We start from the raw sequence: 21,228 nt of genomic DNA, 5'->3' as shown, positions 1-21,228 counted from the left end.
TCTTTTTAAAAATTTACTTTTTGGTCAAGCTTATAATTTTCAAGATCAATTATTTCAAGGACAAAACTATCATCATCAAAATTATAGAACACAGTCTTATCGTACGATATAGCTGGATTGTCCATATAAGCTCCGGCCATTAAAATTACGCCCTTCGAATCAACTTGAACGGTATCAATTTCTAATTCAAAATCGAAATAAGCTGATTTGGTTTGTTTTTCATTTACTGATTCGCAAGACCAAAGGATAACACTGAAAAAAGTTAATATTAATAAATCCTTCACGGAAAGAGGTTTAATTTGCTAGTAAACGCAATAAGGAAACTAAAATTTGATTTTACTCTTTAAATTTAGAAAAGAAAATTACCTTAAATCATAAGATGGTAATTTGGGTTCTCTTGAAAAATGAAAAGTATCTTTAATATATTTTAAAACGAAAATTAAAGCATCATTTTTGAAATATGATTATGTTTAAGATCTCAAAATTAGTGATTTTGGGTATCATCTGAAGTTTAAGAAATTATAGACATATGTGTATTCCAAATTAAATTTTGTGCTTTATACCTTTTCTTTTTGCTACTATATAACAAGACTAAAAACTAGCTAAAGCTGGAGATTTAACCACAGAAGAATCAAAAGAAAACAAAAGAACAGCCAAAGGCTGTTTAACCCTGGCTCATATCCTGTAACACAGGACCATTTTGTTATCTTCTTTGAAGTTCAGTTCAATAGACTGCGGTTACTTGAACAAAAAGAAACAAAAATTCAAGACAAAAATATGCTACAACCCACACCCTCGTCTGGCTTGTCTGCACAAGCAGGCCCGCATTCCTGCCTGCCAGCAGGCAGGTTTGTCCTCCCTCCCGCTCTCTATGAGCAAATTTTATTTGGCTTGAAAGCTTTGTAGTATTTATCAAGAGAACCCTAATTAGAAGGAGATATACCAATTGATCGGCACAGGCACGATAAATTAAGACTTTTTAAAAGTTAAGTCTAAATTTTCCGGTATAGCCTGTCTCGTGATACAGGAACGGTAGCTCTATTAATCAGGAAACTTGAACTAATTTTTCATATTAGGGATAATAAAACTGACTGTGGTTCCTTCCTTAGGTTTTGATTCAATCTTCACATCACCATTGAGCTTACTTACAGTTTCTTTTACAATATAAAGCCCTAGCCCAGAACCGGCATTATCGTCTGTTGCTCGGTAAAACATATCAAAAACCTTATCAATATGCTCTTTTTCAATTCCTCGTCCATTATCCTTTATATTGATTACAGCCTTTTTATTTTTAGTAGAGATATCGATATCAATCTTAGGAGACTTCCCGTTTCTGTAACGAATGGAATTTGATATCACATTGTTCATAATCACTTTCAATCTCCAAGGATCTGAATAAAAAGCATCTTTTAAATCAATATTCAGACTTTTTTCAACTCCATTATTAGCATTGGAATATTTCAATTGCTCGAAGGATTCATTAATAATCTTTTCAAAATCAATTGCTTCCTTCCTCACTTCCAATCTGGCGTTTCTTGATTGATCCAGGATTTCAGTAATAAAAGTATCCTGAAGCTTAGCACTTTGCTCTATTTTATTCAAATAAGTTGTTTTTAATTCAGCATCGCCATCTGACTTAGCCAAATTCAATAAGCCCAACATGCTGGCAATGGGCGCTCTTAAATCATGAGAAACCCTGTACACGAAATTATCTAATTCGGCATTGATTTTTCTCAGCTCCAAATTAGAACTTTTCAATTCCTCTTCTGCCTTCTTTCGGGTTGAGTTCTCTTTCTCTAGCTCTTTAGTTCTGGTTTGGACTATTCCCTCTAGATTAGAATTCAGACTTCTCAACTCATTCTGAGCTTCTGTTCTTTCCCGCTGAGTGGCAGACAATATAATGGTGGAGACACTGATTACTCCCAAAAAGATCTGCAATATCAACATGGCATTATTAGATGTCTCCATCACAAATGGGCCGATATCCTGAGTAGTCATGTAAACTGAAATTAATCCGATAATGATTGTCCCTGTCATGGCCACTGCTAAATGAAAACGGAAAGCCAACCACAGCAATAAGGGCAAAACCAAAAAAGGAATGGACTGTTGAACCGGATATCGAAGGCTTTCTTGACTTAGGAGCGTGAAAACAATCAATATGGCAAGACTAAAAAATATGACTTCTAATAAATGACCTCTTTTAAAATCTCTGCTAATAGGTTCTTTAAATGACAAAATGAATGGAGTGAAAAGCAGTATCCCCACAAGGTTCCCGACCCACCAGGTAACGAAACGAGTCAAGAATTCATCAGTAGATACTAATCCTTGGTAATAAAGTGCTCCAGTACCAATAATAGCGCTGACCAAAGCAATAATAAACCCTACCCCTAAAAATCTAAATACATGAATAGATTTACTGAAAAGCTGATCTTTTTGGATCCATTTCTCTATGAGAAAATTTCCTAAAAGAGCTTCTAGGGTATGACCCGCTGCAATAACAGAAGAGAGTAAAATTACTGAATCAGAAGATAAGTCTCCGGTATTCCAATAAGCTAAAATATTGGCTAAAAGCGCTCCTATGGTGATACCAGGCCACGCTTTTCTGCCTAATAAAATTAGAAAAGCTAAAGCTAAGCCTGATGGAGGCCAGGTAGGTAAAATATAGATATCCTCAAATACTAGAAAGTAGCCTAGGCGGGCAAAAAAGAAATACCCCATGGCTACGAATAGTATTATTAAATCTTGTTTATATTTAACTATAGCTTTTAGCTGCATTACTTAACTTGCTTATTATTAGTTAAATATGAAGCTTTTTTCTGAAATAGTTTCTATGAATTGCGGATTTTTATCGATAAGGGATATAAAAAAAGCGGTATAAGCGTATCTTGACGCACATATACCGCACTTAAAAGAAACCAAATATTAATATTTTGAGGCCATTATGGCATCCGACAATTCTTGAGCAATTTCCTTCATTCCTTTTTCTGAGTTTAAATATCTTTCAGATTCTGAATTTGAAAAATAACCAATATTATACAATACTGCGGGACTCATTGCATTTTTTAAAACATAGTTTCCCTCCGTATATCCTACTTTAAACTTTCTATTTATTTCTTCAAATTCCTTCGATAATAATTCTCCAAAATATTGAGATGCAGCTGAATGTTCACTTTGATAATTGTAAATAGCAGTCATCATCTCTTCTTCTTCATCTTCATGCAATTCCATATGAAGCGAAATAAATAAATCAGCACCTTCTGACTTGCTGACCCTATCTTTAAGACTCAGGAGCTCATCTTTATCTCTAGTCAAGGTAATTTCCACCTCATCAGAACTCTTGAAATTTTCAAATACCTGATTTGCAACCATTAAAGCTATTTCACTCTCAGAAAGATTTGAAGAAACAATACCTTGGTCTCTGCCTCCGTGGCCAGGATCTATTACTACTTTCAGTTTTTGATTGGGCTTACCTAATTTTATAATATCCTTCTTTTCAATTGAAGTATACCTTTTGAAATCAAAGTCATTTATAAAATCGACAGGGTTCAAAAATCCTTTATTAAGTTCTTTAACCTCATAATGGAGATGAGGGCCAGTAGATTCTCCTGTTGTCCCTGCCTTTCCTATGATGTCTCCTCTTTTGACCTTATCACCAGATTTCACTTCAATATCAGACAAATGAGCATAAACTGTTTCGAAAATCCCATTATGGCTAATTCTAATAATTTTACCCCAGGATATTTCATTGATAATCCCGGCTTCCACCACAATCCCATCTGCTGTTGCCAAAACTGGATTGCCCTTGTAGGTCTTTAAATCTATTCCCTCATGCATTCTTTCTACTTGTAAAATGGGATGGATTCGCTTTCCAAAACTTGCGGTGAGTTTTACACCTTCTGCATCTTTTAGTGGAAAAATAGAAGGTGTATAACTATCTGATAGATTGACAACATAGTCAAATACATCTGAGACATCGTTTTTTAAAGGAGCTACAAATTCCTCACCTTCTCTGCTTGAAAATGAAAAGATCAGAAAGACCATAAGCGGCAATATGAATAGATAATGCCATTTCGATAATTTTTGGTTTTTGTTCATCATTTTGATTCTGGTTTTAATGGTGTTCAATTTGAAATAGTTTGCAGAAGAAATTACTTTTTGTGCATTAATTTGTTGGAATAGTATTTCTTGATAAGCAATGGGATCTTGCTGCAAGGCTATCACTTCTGCATCAGCTTGAAATTCATGAGTTTCGATTAATCTGTTCCTAAATAAATAGAGCAAAGGATTGAACCAAAATATGGACAGTATGACTTCCATCAATACCCTATCTATTGAATGTAGCTTTTTGACATGAACCAATTCATGCTCCATAATGGTGTCAAATGAAGTCGAATCTAGTAAGCTCTTCGGAATAAATATAGATTTAAAATAGCTGAAAGGGCTTTCAATTTGACTACAATAAATCCTATGCCCATTTTTACTAATTTCTTTAGATTGTCTCTTTAACCTAATGAGTTCAAAATGACTATATATCAACTTCATTAAAAATAGAAGACTGATCAATGAAATTCCAGCAACAATCAATTCGGTAGTAAAATCTGATTGATTTATTCTTTCAACTGGTATTAGTTCAGCTTCTGTATTGGAAAATTCAGCCAAGTCTGACAGTTCATACCAAATAGGTTTATCAACTTCCAGATAAGGTTCATAGGATTGAAATTTCGGAATCGACATAAATGGAATTAAAAAACCAATAGCTAACGTAAAGATTAAATAAAATCTGTTGATGCTATGTCTTCCACTTTTATGAAAAATCAATGTATAAATCAAATAGAAGACAGCCTGGATAGCAATCACTTTAAGAAGATAAATTAATATTGCGTTCATTTGTTTTTCTTTTGGATTTCATCATCAATCATTTTCCTAATTTCTTTCAACTCCTCCACCGACAATTCCTTACGAGATGTAAAAAATGAAGCAAATTGCTTATACGAATTGTTGAAAAAATCACTAACCAATCCTTTCATTGAATGATTGGAATAATCTTCTTTGCTAATGAGAGGATAATAATGTTTGGACTTTCCATGTAAATCAAAACCAATAATACCTTTTCTCACCAAAACATTCACTACGGTACTTATAGTTGTATAAGCTGGTTTAGGTTCTTTATATTCATCAACTATATCTTTTAAATAAGCTTTTTTAAGCCCCCAAAGATGTCTCATTAATTGTTCTTCTGCTCTGGTTAATTCTTTCATAAGGCAATTATATTACTATTTTAGTAGTAATACAACTATTTTATAAATTATTATACTATATTTATAGTAATAAGGCGATCAAATTATTGAAATCTCACAAAAGCATATTTGAGAATACTTTAAAGCAGACACCTACACTGATTCTATATTAGTTGCTAAGCCAAATTATAATCCCTAGATTTGAACAATTATCAAGTAAAGCAGTTGCATTTGTAACTTTTTAGTAACCAAATCGCTATTTAAAGCTTTAAAATTTATAAAATTTCCAATACAGAAATTATAATTTAAAATCAGTTTTTAATTAACTTTTAAGTTATCTATGAACAAAATTTTAAGATTAATTCTCACCCTTTTTTTAATAGCATCTTCAGCCCAATTTTTACAAGCAAAATATTCACAGTCTAAGGATTCTCTGAAAGTCGAAGTTGAAATTATCAATCCCTCTTCTACAATCAATAATGGGGAAATCAAATTGAAAGTGACTGGAGGTACTGAACCTTATCAATATAGATGGTCTAATCAAAACACCGCTTTAACGGCTTCAAAAGCATCTGGACTTATAGAAGGGAAAGAATATACGGTACAAATTTCTGATGCTAATAATCAAATTATAGATAAAAAAATCACCATTGAAGCTGAATCCATTACTGAAAATTTCAACTCTGTTTTCGACCCTGTGGTGGAAATCATGGGAAATGTGCTTTTTTGGGATCGATTTGCCGCTATGGGATTGTACGACCCAATTGTGATGACCGATAAGGAAATGATAAGAACACCTGATTGGAATGCAAGAACAGATAAGATTTTTATACTTAAAGAGAAGCTAGTTCCAGATGGTCAACAAGTTAAAAAAGGTGATCCTATCGCCATCGTTTCTATAGACAAGAAAGATGCTGATACAGTGAAAGCAACGGCTGATGGTGAATTACACTTCAATGTAGAAGAAGGCAATGTCATTTTTAGCCCAAATAATACAAAAGATTTAATTGAACAAGGAGCTCAATTTTTCGCAAGTATCAAGTTTGATGAAGAACAACCGTTATTATACGCAAACGGAGATACAAGAGAAAATAGCATTCCATTTATAGTAGTATGGTTGATTGCTGGTGCGGCTTTCTTTACTGTAAGAATGGGCTTCATCAATATTCGCGGATTCAAACATTCCATAGACTTAGCCAGAGGGAAACACAGTGATCCTAATGCCCCAGGTAAAGTAACGCACTTTCAAGCATTAGCAACAGCAGTTTCTGCAACTGTTGGATTGGGTAATATTGCAGGGGTAGCTGTCGCAGTTTCTATTGGTGGTGCTGGAGCCACCTTTTGGATGATTTTAGCCGGTTTCTTAGGCATGTCCTCGAAATTTGTCGAATGTACGCTAGGTGTAAAGTACAGAGAGATTAAGGCAGATGGTAAAATTTTCGGTGGTCCGATGAACTACTTGCGGTACGGCTTAGAGAAACGTAATATCAAAGGATTGGGTAAGGTATTAGCCGGAATCTTTGCAGTACTGTGTATTGGTGCTTCATTTGGTGCTGGAAACATGTTCCAATCTAATCAGTCATTCCAAATTATGGCATCGCAGTTTACTGTATTAGAAGGCTGGGGATTCTGGTTTGGAATCGGATTGGCAGTTTTAGTAGGTATTGTCATTATCGGTGGTATTGAAAGTATTGCCAAAGTAACAGAAAAAGTAGTTCCAATTATGGCTATTGTTTATGTAGTTGCCGCTTTGGTTATTATTGGAATCAATTATGAAAATATAGGACCTGCATTTTCAGCTATTTATAACGGTGCTTTAAATTCAAGTGCACTTAAAGGTGGATTTTTAGGAGTATTAATTATCGGATTTCAAAGAGCCGCCTTTTCAAATGAAGCGGGTGTGGGTTCTGCAGCTATTGCACACAGTGCCACAAAGACACACAATGCCCCTTCAGAGGGTTTTGTAGGTTTGATGGAGCCATTTATTGACACGGTAGTGGTTTGTACGCTTACCGCATTAGTATTAATCTTCACTGGAATGCACGAAGTACCAGATGTTACAGGTGTGAAATTAACGGCTCAGGCCTTTGGTTCTGTAATCGGTTGGTTTCCTTATGTATTGGCTATTGCGGTATTCCTTTTTGCTTTTTCCACCATGATTTCATGGTCATATTATGGAATGAGAGGATGGACTTATCTTTTTGGAAAAACTAACAAATCAGAATTAGCTTATAAAATCACTTTCTTAGTATTTGTTGTAGTGGGTGCATCTGTGAGTTTAGGTGCAGTCTTGAGCTTTTCAGACATGATGATATTGGCCATGTCTGTCCCGAATATGATTGGACTTTACATTATGTCTGGTGAGGTAAGAAAAGATTTAGCTCACTACTTAAAGAAAAAGGCAGCGGGTAAATTAGGCCAACCTGATGATGATTTGAAAGCAGATGTATCTGCTATAAAAGGTGACGACTGATTATCTAATAATTCTATTCAAGACTTCCGACTTGTTTTGTCTTGAAATGGGCAACTGTTTGGATTTGACATTCAGACAGTTGCCTTCTATTGATTCCACCTTGCTAATGTTCACTATATAGCTTTTGTGGGATCTTATAAATTGTGCTGGAGGCAGTTTTTCTTCCATACTCTTCATCGTCATTAAGGAGATGATTTTCTGCGAATCTGTATGTATAATTACATAGTTTTCCATTGCTTCAACATAGCAAATTTCTTTTATCACTACTTTCTCCAGCTTTTGATCTGATTTCACAAAGAAGCAATCTAACGCTCGATCTTTTGCAGATTCCTGATTGTTTGAATTCTCCAAAACAAATCGATCTTTCGCTTTATTAACTGCTTTTAAAAAGCGATCGAAAGGATAAGGCTTTACCAGGTAATCAATCACATCCAGTTCGTAACCCTGTAAGGCATAATTAGGATAAGCAGTAGTAAAAATCACCATGGGAGGTTTAGAAAGTGATTTTAAAAATTCAATTCCAGTGATTTTTGGCATTTGAATATCAAGAAATATCAAATCAATTGATTGTTCAGATAGAAGTTTATTAGCTTCTAAAGCATTTTCGCAAGAAGCAACCAGCTCTAAAAATGCAATCTCCGCAACATAGGATTTTAAACCTTCTGCTGCCAGGTGTTCATCTTCCACAATTAAAACTTTCAAGTTCTTACTCATAATCAGATAAGTCTAGTTCAAGATTTACGATAAATAATTCATCTGTTCTATTGATCGCCAGCTGATGTTGATTTGGAAAAAGCAAGGCCAATCTTCTTTTTACATTGGCTAAACCAATTCCTCCCTCCTCTTTTGGTGCCGATTGCAGGTCAAAAGTATTTGATAATTCTATACTTAATTCTGAAGATTTTTTTTCAATCATCAAGTTAACAATATTCGATTTGTCGGTATCAGAAGAAAGGTGTTTAAAACAATTCTCCAGAAAAGGAATAATTAGTAAAGGTGGAATAGAAAAGCCCGATAAATCACCTCTCCTCTCAAAATTTACTTGCACTCGATGAGCTCTTCGAAGCTTTTCTAGCTCAATATAATTCTCCAAATACTGTAGTTCTTCCTCTATGCTAATCTGGTCCCCACTAAAGTCATACAGTTGGGAGCGCAGTAAATCAGATAATTTGATCAACATTTCCGCAGCCTTATCAGGATCCATTTTAATCAATACATAAACGCTATTGATGGTATTAAATAGAAAATGCGGATTGACTTGGGCTTTCAAATAGCTAAGCTCAGATAAAAGACTTTCTTGCTTTCGTTCCTTTTCAAACTTTTGCTGACGAGATTTGTCTATCATAGATTTGATCCCAATCAAAACTCCTCCCATAAAAAGATTAGAGATCAAAAATACAGAATATACCATAAGAAATTCTTTTCCGAAATAAAGCGGCATTTGATCTCCTAAAATCAAATAGATTACTCCATACATCACAAATGACAGGAAAATTGCGAGCAGTACATAGCCCATGAAAAATAACCACGGCTTGCCTTTTTTGAAACTGAAAGCTGACAATACATATTGCGATATATAATACATCATCGCATGAGAAACTACATAAACCGAAGTGACCAACAGCAAATCCATTTTATCTTCATAAAAACCGTAGTAGCCAGCCATGGCTATGGAAAAGTAAATTAGCCAACCGAAAAGGTGATGGATTTTGTATTTTTTTAACTGTTTCGCAATCATTCCCTAAAGATATTAAAGAAGACGCTATTCACAACTTGGCTTGACAAACTGCTTGTATGAATTGACGAATGGTATTTGGAAGTGATATTTCATAAGGCTCCTAGCGTTTTGTGCAGGAATGCAGTTGGTCAATACAATCCAGCCAATGGTCAATCAAATTTAATTAACTCAAAATTCAGTGCTTGATTTGAGCAAACAAAACAAAAAAGTCATGAAAAAATTATTCTTAAAATTACCAACAGCACTATTGAGCATTGCCCTTTTAATGATGGCTACAGAAGCAAAATCTGAAAACATACTGAGCACCACAATAGTTGGAAAAGGACAGCCTATGATTCTCATTCATGGCATGTCGTGTTCAGCCGATGTATGGGATGATGTAACAGCTCATTACAAAAAGGATTATGAAATCCATCTAATAACATTAAAAGGGTTTGGGAATAAAGAAAATGTGGAGAGCGAGCATTTCTTAAAAGAAGTCAAAAATGAGCTGATAGACTATGTGAAATCCAATAAATTAAAGAATACCATATTAATGGGCCACAGTATGGGAGGTTTCCTATCGCTTTGGGCAGCAGCAGAAGCTCCCACACTTTTTTCTAAAATCATTGCTGTAGATGGTATCCCCTATTTTCCTGCCGTACAGATGCCTGGAATTACTCCAGAAATGGCTCAAAATATGGCTAATCAAATGAATACCAATATGAAAAATGTAAGCGAAGAAGCTTTTGCACAACAGCAGAAGATGATTGTCGCAGGAATGATTGCAAATGAAGACAAACGACAGAAAGTAGTTGAAATGGGGGTCAATAGCAATAGAACGGTGACCACTCAAGCGTATGGCGAAATGTACACCACCGATATTCGTTCGGAAATGGAAAAGGTAAAAGCACCTGTTTTGGTATTAGGCGCATGGGCAGCATATGAGCAATATGGTAGTACCAAAGAAACTGTTGAAAATAATTACAAGGCGCAATGCAAAGATATTGATAATGTGAAAATTGCGGTTGCAGATGAAGCCTATCACTTTATTTTCTACGATGAGCCTAAGTGGTTTTTTAATCAGGTGGACAGTTTTTTAGCTTCAAAATAATTGAAATCTAGAGTGTGATGGTGATTCACACTCTATTCTTATTCACCAAAAAATAATAAAATCATGATGATCATGTCCGTATTATTAAGTGTGGCAATTACATTCTACATCCTCATAGTAACAGGGAAAATCAAAAAAGTAAAAAAGTAAAAAAGCCTTCCATTATCTTTTCCTGACTGGCTCTAAAATAATTCTAAGCAGAAGCACGGCAATCAGAATTGTTACTAAGGCTAAGGATTTCTCAAATATTGATGCCGCCAATATATTTCCTAGCGTATTTAACAGAAACATTAAAAAGAATAAACTCAAGCCTATTCTTGATATGATTAACCAGACTTTTGACTTAGCCCGCTGTCTTATTAAAATCAGTAAAAAACAGAAGCTTGAAGCCAGGATTGAAACCATCTCCAATTTTATAAATTCATTTGAACTTGTAATTTCCCCACCCCAGGTATATTTCATAAAAAAATCAATCTCAAAAAGCGTGAGGGATACAATCAAAATGTGAAATGCAATTAAGAAGCCAATCAATAACTGACTTATAGTTAGAGCCTTTCGAAAAGTAATAATTTGTGACATAGCAGAACTTTCAAAGATTTATTTAAAAAGTAAAAATTCAACATAACGGAAGGCTGATGCTAAAAGATTTGATCTTTCGGCTGCTTTCACCTCAAATGTATCGAGGGTAGTTCGATTGATCATTCTGCCCCCCGAAAAGACAATCTGAGGTTGTTCTAGAGTTGCTAAATTATCAAAAGGATTATCATCTACAAGCAACAGATTTGCCACTTTACCATTTTCAATAGTACCAAAGTCATTTAAGAATTTATGAGTTTTGGATGGATTTATGGTCGCTGTTTTTAAAACTTCATAATTTCTTAGTCCAGCTTGCTTGTAAAATGCCAGTTCCTGATGAATGGATTTCCCGGGAATAGTCACCCCTATTCCCGCATCAGTACCACAAACTATGTTTACACCAGCTTCGTGCAGTTTGCTAATAGCCAATAAATGAAATTCATGTTGATTTCTAATGCTAATTTCAATTGTGCTATCATTTCTTTTTGCACTATTCCATCGACTAAATTGCGCTTCACTATCCACCATCCGTATTAAGGGATTCATATAATTCAAATCCGATGAATTTAGAATACTATCATTTATAATCATTTTATAAATATTGTGATAGACAGTAAGTGTGGGACAAAAGGAAGTACCTTCAGCTTTTGAGAAATCTTCAACTACCTTTCCCAATTTTGCTGAATCCAATTTGTATTCCAATGGTTGCTGCACTATATCTTCCGCATGCTCAACTGATCTAATTTGTGGATTGAAATGATAATCATAAGCAACTTTATAACTCGGGTGGGCAGCAATATCCAAACCGCTAATCTTGGCTTGATCTATTACCACGTCAAAATATTCCTGAGGCAATCCATAATAGGTTTTGATGAAATCATAGCCTTTTTCCTTCGTATCGATAACTATCTGTCGAGCTTCCTCTTCACTGAAAATCTGAAAATTATCATCCCCAATGAATTCTGAACCTGTAAGCTTAGGGCCACTAGTAAAAAAATTAGGACTTAAAATCTCTCCAGATTCAATCAATTCCTTCATTCTTAAATGCATTGGCTGACCCCATAAGTTTCGTACTGTGGTGACTCCACTGGCTAAATACAAACCTAATTCGTATTCATCCCAAACATGCACATGCATATCGATCAAGCCAGGCATCAAGTATTGATCTTTACCATCAATGATGGTGTGTTGCTCCACGCTAATATCATTTGAAATTTCAGTTATCGCTCCATCTTCGATGAGCACCATTTTATCAACTAAAACAGTGTCGGAGGACATGGGCACAATATTTACATTTTTTATCAGATAAGAATTTCTTTCCGCTTCAGGAATGTTGGAGATTTTTAAATAATGAGTGCTTCGGTTATCCAATAAGAATACGGCCACAATAAAAATTACGATAACTGAAATAAGTACTGCAATAGCTTTAGCCGCTATTTTCAAGAGTTTCATTTCTTTTAAAAGTAAAGTCTACTAGAGTTAATACACCCGTAAATATAGTAGTTTCAGAATATTTAAAAATAGTATTATTAAGTATTTATCAACTTTTCACCTGGCCATTCTTGATCTCTCAGAGTTCTTTTGAACTATAATAGAATTGCATTATCCGGTAGAATCAAGCCTATTGACATACAGCTTGTCGTTTAATTCATTAGTCATTTAGGACAAAATCCAGTATTGATTGATTAAATCCACTTGGATTATCTAAAAAAGCTTCATGGCCTGCATTTTCTATTACTACAAATTTACTTTTACCAATGAATTGATGCGCACTATCCAATTCATTAAAGGGCGCAATATTATCGTAGAAACCTGTCATCAGTAGAATAGGTACTGCTATTTGATCTAAATCATCGAAGTAATTCACATTTTTCTCATTTTGCCAGAGCAAATCCCCAACCATATCATTATCCTTCCTTTTTAGGTATTTTACAGGGTTATACGGCTTTGAAAATATTACCTTAGCTACCATAGATAATGAGATTTTCCTTTTGCTTGCTTCAAAAGCTTTATCAACATATTCATTCCATTTATTGCTACTTTCAAGGTCGTCAATGACCTTTTGATGGCTCATCCAGTCATAAGCATTTTGCCAATATTCGGTTTTCACTCCTTTTTTGATATTGTCAGCTGCGATCAATTTCAAATATTCTGGTCTAAAATGATTATAGCGGGCATCCGAATAATCTGAGGTAAAAGGTGTAGAAGCGAGTATGGCGCCTGATAGAATTTTTGATCGTTCAGGATGACTGCTTAAAGCCTGTAGGATCATTTTCCCTCCTGCACTGTGACCAAACAAATAGACATCTACTTTATACTTATTCTGTAAATAATCCGCAATGGCCAATGCATCTAAACCAAATTGCTGATAGGTGATTTTTGAACTGTCAATTTGCGAGACTTTACCATTTAAACCTCTTTGATCATAATAGGCAATTGCTAATTCCTTTTCGAGAGAATTTTTCCATTTTGGATAATCAGATCTGGCAAAATCAATGGCTGTTTCTCCTGGCCCACCCTGAACAAAAATCAGCAATTTACCTGATTCCATATTACCTCTCACCAATACGGGGAAATCATAATTATCAAATTGAATCTTAAAGAATTCATTAATGAGGTGCTGTGCTGAAATACTATTTAGGCTCAGCAAGAAACCTACTACAATATATCTAATGCGCCTCATCTTTCTATTTTCAAATTACTCACTAGGTAAAGTTTTAAGGGAAATAAGAACATCCTCAATTTGTTGCCATTTTAAATTTTCTAATTGATTCTTGATCTGCTTTTAGGCTAACTCTGATCACTCTAATCCTGAATTTTTCGAAAGGATGCCTTCCTTTGTTTCCAAAATTCATCTTCATCCTCATTAGGCTTGCGGACAAAATCGTGTTGCCACTCTCCCTCTAAATTGTCATTGGAATCTATTCGTAAATGAAAATCGGCAAACATGGGCGTCACGGCTATTAAGTGCAGGGAATCCTTTGTACTTGATTTAACAACGACTGGATAGACTTCTCTTTTACGACTTCTCTTGAACGCGATTTCTCCTATCACTAAACCATTTTTAGTGCTTTCTAATGTGAGTTTGGCTTTCTTGCTTTTGCCATACAAAGAAGTGACTTTACCTGTCCATTCCCTAGTCAAGTACTCACTGTTTATATTAACACCTGCTTTTGCTCTTTTAGCATCCAGAAAAATTTGGGCGATGGCGTGTGCTTCTGCATCATTAAAGAATACATGTTCACCTGTATTACTCATATAAGCCAAAACTATCTTCTGTTCTGGCAAAAGCAGCCAATGCGTTCTGGCTGTAGGCATGCTTCCATTATGATGCCAGACTTCAGTATCGATTTTGCTGGAACCTAACTCCCATCCCAATCCATAGTAGGTCAACGCTCCATTCTTGAGATGTAATGACTTGGTCAATGTATCTACTGTTGATTTTTTGAGAAAATCGAAATTGATAAACTGATGCCCAATTCTGACCAAGTCTTCCGATGTTGACAAATAACCGCCCCCAGCGTACATGAAAGATCTGTTTTGAAAAGGTGCCAGTTCTCGCCTTTTTCTTCCTTTAATATAAAATTTACTGATGTCCTCAGAATCATGATTAGGAGAATCAAATGAAGTATTCTCAATTCCCAGCTGATCCCAGCTATCATTCATGATCTTTTCAAAAGAAACACCAGCAGCTTTCTCCATTAGAGCGCTCAAGAGTACCCAGCCGTAACTTGAATAGCCATATTCTGTACCAGGCTCAAAATCCAGTGGGTCATCGCGAAAAATAGTTACCGCCTCTTGAACTGTTTTGTAGTTTTTAGTTCTGAATTTAGGGTCGGCATCATTATAATGTCGGATTCCTGAAATGGAGCCCGCTAACTGCCTTACAGTAATTTCTTTCGCAGGAGCAGGATAATCAGGAAGGAAGTCTTCAACAGTATTGTCTAAACTGATCAGATTATCTTCCAGCAAATTTCCTAGTGCTATGGAGGTCAATGGTTTTGCAAGACTAGCCGTTCTAAACTGAGTTTTGCTCGTCACTGGAACAGCATTTTCCAGATCAGCATAACCCATGGATTCACTCCAAATCATTTCACCATCAATCATTACTGCAACTTGCAGCCCAGGAATATTAGTTTGCTTTTGATGTTCCTGAATGAGGAATCTCGCTTTGGCAATTGCTTGATCATATTCTTGTGCTACCAAAGAATAGCCCAATAAGAAATATGAAATTAATGCTGTGATTCTTCTGACCATCACTTCGAAATAGATTTATTATTAATAATGAATTCTTCTCCGCTTGATTTCACAAGCTTTAAGCTGTCCGTATTAATCAGAGTCCCAACATGCATTAGATAGTCACAGTAATTATCAAATAACTCTCTTGGTGTTTTGCCATTTACTGAATTTAATGTGTCCCCCAAATCAAAAGGTAAATCTTCAGTAGTTCTATCAACCACCCATTGATTATCATTCAAAACACCTGGAATGAATGGAGCATTAGGATCAATACTGACAGTCTTTCTTTCAATCAACTGAATTATATTCTTATCATAATTAATAATTACCTCAAAGTGCTTCAAAAACTCATTGCCCAAGAGCGCTTTTCCGTTTGCGGAGAAATTAACAGGAATACTAGTCTGAAATCCATCAATTTCAACTTCCAACTGTTTTTCAATAAGCGTATCCGCTTTGGCTCCGTAAATTCCAGTAGTTGATCTGTCGAAAAATAACTTTTCACTTCCTTCAAATTCTTTGGCTAAGGCAATGGGTAATACTAAACCACCATTATAGCCCACATCAAATAGGATGTTCTGCGCTTCCTTTCCACCTATTTTCATACTAATCAATGGCGTTCCAGAAAGCAATGGGTTATCAAATTCAATATTGTAAGCTGATTCTTTAACTACAAAGGGTTGATCTGAAAAATAGATCATCTGATGTTCGTAATCAATTTTCCAGTGGGCTAGCTTCATAATATTAGCCCCAATGATGCCATGCTGCGCTATGCAAGGACTGGCAGACTGCTCATCATACTCAACTTTTCCAGCTCCGACATTATAAAAAGCCGTTTCTCCAAAAACTAAGGAGTCTATTCTAGTGACCTCAATTTTTCTAGTTACTCCAGCTGCGGTAGAATTGGATTTGGTAGTGATGGTTTTCATACTGAGCGACTCTGCCAATCCCTTTTCAATTTTGCTATTGAAAGCGCCCGTATCAAAAATAAATTCTCGCTCTGTGCTATCACCATTTACTTTTGCTTTTACCACAATCAAGTCCTTTCTCATCTCAAAAGGGATGGCTTGTACAAACTTCTGACGCTTTAATTCTCCGCCACTTAATAACTGTACATTTTTTAAGTAACTACAGCTTATCAAAGTACTGGAAAGGATGATGACTACTAAGTAAAAAATATTTTTCATTTTGTGTTAAATTTTAATTCTGTTTTGTTTGTCCAGTATATTATAAATGGAATTCCGATTAGTGAAGGTAATGCAAAAGCTAAAAATGGATTCATGAATTCAAACCGTGTGACCATAGTAGAGAAAAAAGCGGTAAAGGTGGCAATATAGCCGCCCATCATATTTCCTAAATGATAAGTGTACCAATGATAGGCTTTTTCAGGTTTGGAAATAAATGGTTTCATATTGATGTAACTGAGGTACATTCCCCCAAGACCGAAACCTGCAGAAAGCAATACGCCAGGCACATTTATATCTGGTGTAACCGCATAATAAACGGCCATGCAAACAAATGAAAAGTTGGCTATGAAATTTATTGATCCTGCCAACCAATCAAACCATCTGGCTTCCTGCCCTTTGTGAAGCTTTTTCAATTTTAATATGCGAACTCCAGCAAAAACACTGTAGTAGCTGATGAAAGCGATTAAAAATAAGAACTTATTGAATTTATAAGAAGCTATTGTGATTCCAGTGATAAAGACCACTAACATTGCCACTGAGTATATTTTCCCAGCTTTTTGATGCGTTCCCTTCCCTTTGGTGGAACTTATGGCCACTGCGCCACTCAATATAGCAATTGCCCCTGCGCAAATATGCACGTATAATATATTTTGAACTATGTAATTCATATGATTAACGAGTATTTATGATTCTATTAGGATAAATAACCAATTGAATGATGTTGAATTCAAATTGATCGACTCTTGATATTTCTCCAGTAGGATTTTTGACTTTTTGTAGAGGATAATATCGAAGGTTTGTTCGTAAAATCCAGGTCTCCAATGGAGATGGAACTATGTCCCAGCCAAATATAATTCCAGGCGAAATCATTTTTGTTCTGGCTACTTCACTTGTCATCACATCATCTTCAAATTCAGCCGCACCCCATCTTTCATAGCTAATACTTGGTCCAATGAAAGGGACAAATCCATTGTAATCCCAGAAGAATTTGAACGCTTCTAATGCCACAGATCGTCTTCGAATTACGTGCTCTAGACCGTAGCTATTTGAATTTGAGCTGTAATCTCTATAACTAAAACCAATATGAAGCCCCGCATCATGAAATAAGTAGCCTAGCCCAAAATCCCAATTAAATTCGCCTTTATGCCGTGGTAAAGACTGCTGCTCACCTTGAGAGAATTGCGGGGCCTGCAAGAAATATGCTGCGCTCGGTGCGATACCAATAGAAAAGCTATTTAGTTTCCCTTTACTTCTCAATTCGTCTTCCTTCTTCTTGGTAGATTCATTTTTATAGCCTTTCTCTTCCTTTAGTGTCGTATCAAAATACTTTACAATCCCAACTGAAAAGTAATTTCGCGGTAAATGAAATATTTCTCTTTGATTTCGGCTCGTATAGAACTCTTTTTTGTTCGTGGGTACCCACATAAGTTCCGCATTGAGTTGCCATCCCTTATAAGCATAGGAAACCCCTGCTAAGGGCGATGCAGTGAAAAATAAATCATCTCTGCTTCCTAGCTCTTTATGATCCAACTTGAAAACCATCTGGTTAAATGAAACACCAGCATAAGGTCTCAATTTACCAAATTCCATTCTCCTTGGATAGTACCGAGCACTTAAATCTGCTCCTGGTTGAAAGAAATACTCAGTTTCTTCTGCCACTTTTTTATCCCCCAAATGACCAAGAGGAAGATTAACATTGAAATCCCATTTTCCCCAGAAATGCAAGCCTCCTATATTAAACCTTGGAGAAATAAGGGTTGGAAATTTACTACTCAAACCGTCTGATACAAATTGACCTTGTGTTGGTACTATCTGTGCATTAAATCCTATATAGGTTTGAGCAAATCTATGTTTGCTTTTCTCCTCCGTGTAGACTTGCGCATGGAGTATTTCAGTAGTGATTAAAATAATAAATGCTAATAGAACCTGCTTCATTTTTTACTTTTGTGTTTATGAATGATGAAGCAAATATGAGTTGTCAAATCAGCATTTGAGAAGTGATGAGTACTGTTTGGTATTAATGGGAACGATTAGGTGTAAAAAGGAAGCCCCTAAAAATTATGATTGATTTTCTCTTTTAATTCAGCAGATTTTGACCTGGCCACGGGAATGGAAACATTAGCATATCGTAGGATTACTTCAAAGTTTCTAGCATTACCCTGGACTTTCTGAATATGATTAAGGTTAATCAAATAACTTTTATGACAATGAAAAAAGGAATCATCTGGCAGCTGATCTGCTAAGTTCTTTAATCTATTCCTTATTAACTCCTTTTTGATTTCATTAGCTTCATTTATATAATATAAATCAAGATAATTTCCATCTGATTGTGCCCAAAGTATCTCCTTACTGGCCAACTGTAAGACCAACTGGCCATTTTCAGCTCTAATGGAATGTGTAAAGGCATGACTATTCTTTTCATGAGTTACCTTTTGGCTTAAATCCACTGCTTCCTTTAATTGCGTCCTCTGATAGTTATATTGCTCAAACAAAACCATAAAAAGTATGGGGAAAGCGCTAAATAAAAGCGTCTTGATGAAAACCATTCTAAACAAAGCAAAAGGACTACTATCTGCTATATCGATCCCTAAAAATATGATGAAAATGGTGAATGCAATCAAAATCAATACTGTGAAAATAAGAAAGACTTCCTTACCCAAGGTCCAAGCATCTTCATCCATCCATTTGGGAAAAGTGAATTTCAATAATTTCACTGAAATTAAAACCAAACTTGATGCAATTAGACCGAAACCTAGCGCAAAAGCCAAAACATAATTGATAGGAAGACTATTAAAACCCAGTGGTTTAAAAATAAAAATTAATAGAAAAGTAAAAATTCCGGGAATTACTATACTGGCAGAATTAAAAATGAAAGGATGTGGTTTTTGAAAAATGGAAAACATACTAGCAAAAGTAAGGGTTGCTTTTCACTTCCCTACAAAACTCAACAAATTAAAACTCTCAATTTTTTAATAATTGCTTTTTGCATTACTAATTATATATAACCAACCAATAATGAGCTAGAATGATTTTATAATTATGCGTTTAAGTAAAGAAATGAATTAAAAATCAAACAATAATTAATAGACTATCAATAAATTTTATTGGTTTTCAAAAGCACCCACATCAAAGCTTGCACCAGATGGTCTTGGCCTCCTCATGATGTCAATATCGACACCGAAGTTTGACACATTAGTTCCAGCATCAATTCCAGGCGAGTCTGGCAATAATTCAAACTCATAAGAATCTAGGTTCTTAAATTTCACGAAATTCAGATCTTGAGTAGCGATATTATGAGAAGTATCAATAGCGTCTATTTGTGAGCCAATGGCAATCAGCTGGTCGCTAGCATTAATTACCAAATTGTTTTTAAATCTTCGGACGGCATCTCTTTTATCAAAAATTACAAAGCCATATTCCCCAGAGTTTATAATATGATTATTAAAGAAATTTAAATATGGATTATCAAATATCAGGTCAAACTCATTTCCCCCATCGACACGAATACCACTTTTCCCAGACTCCATTATTATATTATTATAGACATCATTGTTTCCACCAATATTCAGCATCCTGAGTCCATTTCCTGTTCCTTTAATAATAACATTATTATAAAACAAACCTGTCATTGGTCCACCAATAAGAACGCCTTCATTTTGTCCATTTTCTGCACGAGTCCCATAATTAAAGATATAATTATCATAAATTTCAATATCTTCGTCTCCGTTTTTGATTTGCATACCATCATAACCCGTGTTTTCTATAATATTAGAAAAAACCTTAAGTCTTTTTATAACATGAGGATAGACAACATTAGGACATGAGTTACCAGTCCAACCAGCATGAAAACCATGTCCTATATATAGTCCTTCTCCGTTAACATTATGGACATAATTATTTCTAATAATAATGTCCGTCATTGTCCAAGGTCTGGCTGGATCTTCAAATAATTCACAATCTTCGTAGGGACTTGTTTTTAGTCCTATTCCAGCAAATCCGTCATTATTACCTGCAACTTCTAGATGGGCAATTTCAAATTGATTAGAAAACGTCCTCATCAACACATAAAATCCAGTGTTTGTAGTCACTTTAATACCGTAATTTGAACCACCACCATCTCCTAATAGCTTAAAATGTGAAGAATACTCAAAACTAATTCCTCCAGGTTTTGTGGCTTGAATAATTGCTTGACCATTACAATTTCTAATTATGACGGGGTTTGCCTCAGTACCATTGATGTTAGAAAACAACAGTCTGTCATAAGCTACCTTACTATCCAAGCATATAATATCACCGGGCTCAATATTCAATTCTTTACCATCCGTTTTGTAATCTGTGACTATGTACGTACAATCATCACAGTCAAAAGTCTCAAAATTAAAATCATTTGATGGTATTAGGGATGATTTACTTTCGGGCTCTACGTCACTGCTATTGCGACAACTTAAGGATAGTGATAAGGAAACAAAAAGAATAAGAATTGATAGTAAGGTCCTCATATCGCAATTAAATTTATAATAAAGATAGGAAAAAATAATATTAAATCAAGTTTTCTTGTAATATTTCAGTAATAGTCAAGACCCTTTAGCAGCGTCTTATGACTTGATAAAATATATAGAAATAAAAAATTCTCTCAAAACAGGATAGTGCTACTGTAGCTATTAAATATTTCAATTTACTTCTTCTAC

At 35.1% G+C, this 21,228-nt stretch carries 16 protein-coding genes; 2 read left to right on the top strand and 14 right to left on the bottom strand.

Features of this window, described 5'->3' with window-relative positions; translation table 11 throughout:
• Window positions 1–5 precede the first annotated feature (5 nt).
• The 4 genes from Q3Y49_RS13620 to Q3Y49_RS13605 all read right to left on the bottom strand — a co-directional run bounded on the left by Q3Y49_RS13620 (window position 6) and on the right by Q3Y49_RS13605 (window position 5,258).
• Window positions 6–284 (bottom strand): hypothetical protein, encoded by a 279-nt coding sequence (locus Q3Y49_RS13620; RefSeq protein WP_303268902.1) that lies wholly within the window; start codon window positions 282–284, stop codon window positions 6–8.
• Window positions 285–1,059: 775 nt separating this feature from the next.
• Window positions 1,060–2,775 carry an MASE1 domain-containing protein gene (locus tag Q3Y49_RS13615; RefSeq protein ID WP_303268900.1) on the bottom strand — a complete coding sequence of 572 codons (1,716 nt, stop codon included), beginning with the start codon at window positions 2,773–2,775 and terminating at the stop codon, window positions 1,060–1,062.
• Between the two features lie 147 nt (window positions 2,776–2,922).
• Window positions 2,923–4,887: an N-acetylmuramoyl-L-alanine amidase gene (locus Q3Y49_RS13610; protein WP_303268899.1), complete on the bottom strand. Its 1,965-nt coding sequence runs from the start codon at window positions 4,885–4,887 to the stop codon at window positions 2,923–2,925.
• Window positions 4,884–5,258: a BlaI/MecI/CopY family transcriptional regulator gene (locus tag Q3Y49_RS13605; RefSeq protein WP_303268898.1), complete on the bottom strand. Its 375-nt coding sequence runs from the start codon at window positions 5,256–5,258 to the stop codon at window positions 4,884–4,886. Before Q3Y49_RS13605 ends, Q3Y49_RS13610 begins: the two co-directional genes overlap by 4 nt.
• 319 nt (window positions 5,259–5,577) lie before the next feature.
• Between Q3Y49_RS13605 and Q3Y49_RS13600 the strand changes: the two genes are divergently transcribed.
• Window positions 5,578–7,710, top strand: coding sequence for an amino acid carrier protein (locus tag Q3Y49_RS13600; protein WP_303268897.1), 2,133 nt, complete (start codon window positions 5,578–5,580; stop codon window positions 7,708–7,710).
• Here the strand turns inward: Q3Y49_RS13600 and Q3Y49_RS13595 are convergent, their stop codons facing one another.
• Together Q3Y49_RS13595 and Q3Y49_RS13590 are read right to left on the bottom strand one after the other, a co-directional pair.
• A complete protein-coding gene (locus Q3Y49_RS13595) occupies window positions 7,711–8,424 on the bottom strand; it encodes a LytR/AlgR family response regulator transcription factor (protein ID WP_303268896.1) in 714 nt (237 codons plus the stop codon).
• Window positions 8,417–9,448 carry a sensor histidine kinase gene (locus Q3Y49_RS13590; protein WP_303268895.1) on the bottom strand — a complete coding sequence of 344 codons (1,032 nt, stop codon included), beginning with the start codon at window positions 9,446–9,448 and terminating at the stop codon, window positions 8,417–8,419. The genes Q3Y49_RS13595 and Q3Y49_RS13590 overlap by 8 nt, the downstream gene beginning before the upstream one ends.
• A gap of 211 nt (window positions 9,449–9,659) precedes the next feature.
• Here Q3Y49_RS13590 and Q3Y49_RS13585 point away from each other — a divergent pair, with 211 nt between their 5' ends.
• Window positions 9,660–10,541 (top strand): alpha/beta fold hydrolase, encoded by an 882-nt coding sequence (locus tag Q3Y49_RS13585; RefSeq protein WP_303268894.1) that lies wholly within the window; start codon window positions 9,660–9,662, stop codon window positions 10,539–10,541.
• Between the two features lie 597 nt (window positions 10,542–11,138).
• On the opposite strand, the gene Q3Y49_RS13580 is transcribed toward Q3Y49_RS13585, so the two are convergent.
• The 8 genes from Q3Y49_RS13580 to Q3Y49_RS13545 form a co-directional block, all read right to left on the bottom strand.
• Window positions 11,139–12,569: an amidohydrolase family protein gene (locus tag Q3Y49_RS13580; protein WP_303268893.1), complete on the bottom strand. Its 1,431-nt coding sequence runs from the start codon at window positions 12,567–12,569 to the stop codon at window positions 11,139–11,141.
• A gap of 199 nt (window positions 12,570–12,768) precedes the next feature.
• Window positions 12,769–13,800 (bottom strand): alpha/beta fold hydrolase, encoded by a 1,032-nt coding sequence (locus Q3Y49_RS13575; protein WP_303268892.1) that lies wholly within the window; start codon window positions 13,798–13,800, stop codon window positions 12,769–12,771.
• A gap of 122 nt (window positions 13,801–13,922) precedes the next feature.
• Window positions 13,923–15,374, bottom strand: a complete 1,452-nt coding sequence (locus Q3Y49_RS13570) for a serine hydrolase domain-containing protein (protein ID WP_303272110.1) — start codon at window positions 15,372–15,374, stop codon at window positions 13,923–13,925.
• Window positions 15,374–16,540 (bottom strand): retropepsin-like aspartic protease, encoded by a 1,167-nt coding sequence (locus Q3Y49_RS13565; RefSeq protein WP_303268890.1) that lies wholly within the window; start codon window positions 16,538–16,540, stop codon window positions 15,374–15,376. The genes Q3Y49_RS13570 and Q3Y49_RS13565 overlap by 1 nt, the downstream gene beginning before the upstream one ends.
• Window positions 16,537–17,208 (bottom strand): DUF2306 domain-containing protein, encoded by a 672-nt coding sequence (locus Q3Y49_RS13560; RefSeq protein WP_303268888.1) that lies wholly within the window; start codon window positions 17,206–17,208, stop codon window positions 16,537–16,539. Before Q3Y49_RS13560 ends, Q3Y49_RS13565 begins: the two co-directional genes overlap by 4 nt.
• A 4-nt stretch (window positions 17,209–17,212) precedes the next feature.
• Window positions 17,213–18,475 (bottom strand): hypothetical protein, encoded by a 1,263-nt coding sequence (locus Q3Y49_RS13555; RefSeq protein ID WP_303268886.1) that lies wholly within the window; start codon window positions 18,473–18,475, stop codon window positions 17,213–17,215.
• A gap of 116 nt (window positions 18,476–18,591) precedes the next feature.
• Complete coding sequence (locus Q3Y49_RS13550; RefSeq protein WP_303268884.1) at window positions 18,592–19,443, bottom strand: LytR/AlgR family response regulator transcription factor; 852 nt, start codon at window positions 19,441–19,443, stop codon at window positions 18,592–18,594.
• Between the two features lie 198 nt (window positions 19,444–19,641).
• Complete coding sequence (locus Q3Y49_RS13545; RefSeq protein ID WP_303268882.1) at window positions 19,642–21,039, bottom strand: right-handed parallel beta-helix repeat-containing protein; 1,398 nt, start codon at window positions 21,037–21,039, stop codon at window positions 19,642–19,644.
• Window positions 21,040–21,228: the final 189 nt, after the last annotated feature.

The organism is Marivirga harenae (assembly GCF_030534335.1).
Taxonomy (GTDB): Bacteria; Bacteroidota; Bacteroidia; order Cytophagales; family Cyclobacteriaceae; genus Marivirga; species Marivirga harenae.
Note: the sequence above shows the minus strand (reverse complement) of the source record. Positions and strands in the feature narration are given on the sequence as shown.

Excerpts from the sequence above, each read along its gene's own strand:
- Q3Y49_RS13615 (WP_303268900.1), bottom strand. The coding sequence starts at position 2,775 with ATGCAGCTAAAAGCTATAGTTAAATATAAACAAGATTTAATAATACTA.
- Q3Y49_RS13565 (WP_303268890.1), bottom strand. The coding sequence starts at position 16,540 with ATGAAAAATATTTTTTACTTAGTAGTCATCATCCTTTCCAGTACTTTG.
- Q3Y49_RS13575 (WP_303268892.1), bottom strand. The coding sequence starts at position 13,800 with ATGAGGCGCATTAGATATATTGTAGTAGGTTTCTTGCTGAGCCTAAAT.
- Q3Y49_RS13595 (WP_303268896.1), bottom strand. The coding sequence starts at position 8,424 with ATGAGTAAGAACTTGAAAGTTTTAATTGTGGAAGATGAACACCTGGCA.
- Q3Y49_RS13555 (WP_303268886.1), bottom strand. The coding sequence starts at position 18,475 with ATGAAGCAGGTTCTATTAGCATTTATTATTTTAATCACTACTGAAATA.
- Q3Y49_RS13570 (WP_303272110.1), bottom strand. The coding sequence starts at position 15,374 with ATGGTCAGAAGAATCACAGCATTAATTTCATATTTCTTATTGGGCTAT.
- Q3Y49_RS13580 (WP_303268893.1), bottom strand. The coding sequence starts at position 12,569 with ATGAAACTCTTGAAAATAGCGGCTAAAGCTATTGCAGTACTTATTTCA.
- Q3Y49_RS13600 (WP_303268897.1), top strand. The coding sequence starts at position 5,578 with ATGAACAAAATTTTAAGATTAATTCTCACCCTTTTTTTAATAGCATCT.
- Q3Y49_RS13585 (WP_303268894.1), top strand. The coding sequence starts at position 9,660 with ATGAAAAAATTATTCTTAAAATTACCAACAGCACTATTGAGCATTGCC.
- Q3Y49_RS13605 (WP_303268898.1), bottom strand. The coding sequence starts at position 5,258 with ATGAAAGAATTAACCAGAGCAGAAGAACAATTAATGAGACATCTTTGG.
- Q3Y49_RS13590 (WP_303268895.1), bottom strand. The coding sequence starts at position 9,448 with ATGATTGCGAAACAGTTAAAAAAATACAAAATCCATCACCTTTTCGGT.
- Q3Y49_RS13560 (WP_303268888.1), bottom strand. The coding sequence starts at position 17,208 with ATGAATTACATAGTTCAAAATATATTATACGTGCATATTTGCGCAGGG.
- Q3Y49_RS13610 (WP_303268899.1), bottom strand. The coding sequence starts at position 4,887 with ATGAACGCAATATTAATTTATCTTCTTAAAGTGATTGCTATCCAGGCT.
- Q3Y49_RS13545 (WP_303268882.1), bottom strand. The coding sequence starts at position 21,039 with ATGAGGACCTTACTATCAATTCTTATTCTTTTTGTTTCCTTATCACTA.
- Q3Y49_RS13550 (WP_303268884.1), bottom strand. The coding sequence starts at position 19,443 with ATGTTTTCCATTTTTCAAAAACCACATCCTTTCATTTTTAATTCTGCC.